This is a genomic window from Vibrio genomosp. F10 str. 9ZD137 (genome assembly GCF_049974785.1).
Lineage (GTDB): Bacteria > Pseudomonadota > Gammaproteobacteria > Enterobacterales > Vibrionaceae > Vibrio.
Genome location: NZ_JBNGCJ010000741.1, coordinates 1 through 1,633, shown reverse-complemented (window position 1 = coordinate 1,633; position 1,633 = coordinate 1). Strand labels below are relative to the sequence as shown.

Genomic DNA, 1,633 nt, shown 5'->3' with positions numbered 1-1,633 from the left:
GTCTTCTTGTGAAGGATCGTGCATTTCACGAAGCTTTGGCTGACGGTACATTGCATTTGAGTCAATGTTGATCTTGCCGTCTAGACAAAGAAGGTTACCTTCATTTGTAATAACAAGCGGGTTAATTTCTAGTAGAGCTAGGTCGTACTGAGAGAACATTTCACCAAGACCCATGAAGATCTTAACGAACTGTTTAATTTGATCGCCAGCTAGGCCAAGTTTGAATGCCAATTCACGGCCTTGGTAAGCTTGAGGGCCAACTAGAGGATCGATCGCAGATTGGTGAATCAACTCTGGAGTTTCTTCAGCGATTTTCTCAATGTCCACACCGCCTTCAGTTGACGCCATGAATACAATTTTACGAGTTGCGCGGTCAACAACAGCACCTAGGTAAAGCTCGTTAGCAATGTTCGATGCTTCTTCAACTAGGATCTTTGTTACAGGCTGACCATTAGCGTCTGTTTGGTAAGTCACTAGGTTTTTACCTAGCCACTTTTGTGCAAACTCTTTAACGCCTTCTTTCGTGTCATGTAGCTCTACGCCGCCCGCTTTACCGCGGCCACCAGCGTGTACTTGACACTTAACAACTTTTTTCTCTGTGCTGATACGGCCAGCAGCTTCAAACGCTTCTTGAGGCGTATCACATGCGAAACCTTCTGGTACAGGCAAACCGAATTCTGCAAACAGCTGTTTGGCTTGGTATTCATGCAAATTCATTGTTTATTTCCATTTGTTTATCCCTAAAGGGATTTATTATTTCCATTAGACTTTCAGTCATACTGAGTCTACATCGTAGGGTGCTTCTAAATATCTATCGCTTAAACGATAAAATACAAATTAAGTGTGAGCATACTTAATTTGTAAAAATGGAGAGACCGTCGAAACGGGCTCTCCATATTGCTCTACTTATACATCAAGTAACAAGCGAGCAGGATCTTCTAGTAGTTCTTTAATGGTCACTAGGAAGCCAACTGATTCACGACCATCAATGAGACGGTGATCGTAAGAAAGCGCTAGGTACATCATTGGTAGAATCTCTACTTTTCCATCAACAGCCATTGGACGGTCTTGGATTTTGTGCATACCCAAAATTGCCGCTTGAGGCGGGTTGATGATTGGCGTAGACATGAGTGAACCAAAAACACCACCGTTAGTGATAGTGAAGTTACCACCAATCAGTTCATCGACCGTTAACTTACCGTCACGACCTTTAATCGCAAGCTCTTTGATGCCTTTTTCAATATCAGCAAAACCTAGCGTATCACAGTCTTTTAATACTGGAGTCACCAAGCCACGCGGCGTAGAAACCGCCATGCTAATATCAAAGTAGTTGTGGTAAACAATATCAGTACCATCAATTGATGCATTGACTTCAGGGTAACGCTTCAGCGCTTCTGTTACCGCTTTGACATAGAAAGACATAAAGCCTAAACGCGTGCCGTGACGTTTTTCAAAGCTATCTTGGTATTGCTTACGCAAGTCCATGATTGGCTTCATGTTCACTTCGTTGAAAGTAGTCAGCATTGCTGTGCTGTTTTTCGCTTCAAGAAGACGGTTTGCAACGGTTTTACGTAAGCGAGTCATAGGCACGCGTTTTTGGCTACGAGCCGCTGCTGGCGCTTCAACTGCTGGT

At 43.5% G+C, this 1,633-nt stretch carries 2 protein-coding genes; both read right to left on the bottom strand.

Annotation, left to right across the window (positions count from 1 at the left end):
- Nucleotides 1-717 (bottom strand): ATP-grasp domain-containing protein (locus ACP45E_RS17510; RefSeq protein ID WP_198927749.1); only part of this gene is annotated, 717 nt, incomplete at its 3' end.
- A 189-nt stretch (nt 718-906) separates the two neighbouring features.
- Nucleotides 907-1,633: 2-oxoglutarate dehydrogenase complex dihydrolipoyllysine-residue succinyltransferase (gene odhB, locus ACP45E_RS17505; RefSeq protein ID WP_017037620.1), on the bottom strand; the 727-nt coding region annotated here is incomplete at its 5' end.